We start from the raw sequence: 613 nt of genomic DNA on the forward strand, positions 1-613 counted from the left end.
TGAGTCCGCATGTTCACATGATTAAAGGTATTCCGGTAGACGATGGGGATGCGTTCCATTAGATAGTAGGCGGGGTAACGGCCCACCTAGTCTTCGATGGATAGGGGTTCTGAGAGGAAGGTCCCCCACATTGGAACTGAGACACGGTCCAAACTCCTACGGGAGGCAGCAGTGAGGAATATTGGTCAATGGGCGAGAGCCTGAACCAGCCAAGTAGCGTGCAGGATGACGGCCCTATGGGTTGTAAACTGCTTTTATAAGGGAATAAAGTGAGTCTCGTGAGACTTTTTGCATGTACCTTATGAATAAGGACCGGCTAATTCCGTGCCAGCAGCCGCGGTAATACGGAAGGTCCGGGCGTTATCCGGATTTATTGGGTTTAAAGGGAGCGTAGGCCGGAGATTAAGCGTGTTGTGAAATGTAGACGCTCAACGTCTGCACTGCAGCGCGAACTGGTTTCCTTGAGTACGCACAAAGTGGGCGGAATTCGTGGTGTAGCGGTGAAATGCTTAGATATCACGAAGAACTCCGATTGCGAAGGCAGCTCACTGGAGCGCAACTGACGCTGAAGCTCGAAAGTGCGGGTATCGAACAGGATTAGATACCCTGGTAG

The 613-nt window shown here is 51.4% G+C and carries 1 rRNA gene; it reads left to right on the forward strand.

Features of this window, described 5'->3' with window-relative positions:
- Nucleotides 1–613 (forward strand): 16S ribosomal RNA (locus tag IE226_RS43765); the annotation flags it as partial.

The organism is Streptomyces longisporoflavus, assembly GCF_014649775.1.
Lineage (GTDB): Bacteria > Actinomycetota > Actinomycetes > Streptomycetales > Streptomycetaceae > Streptomyces > Streptomyces longisporoflavus.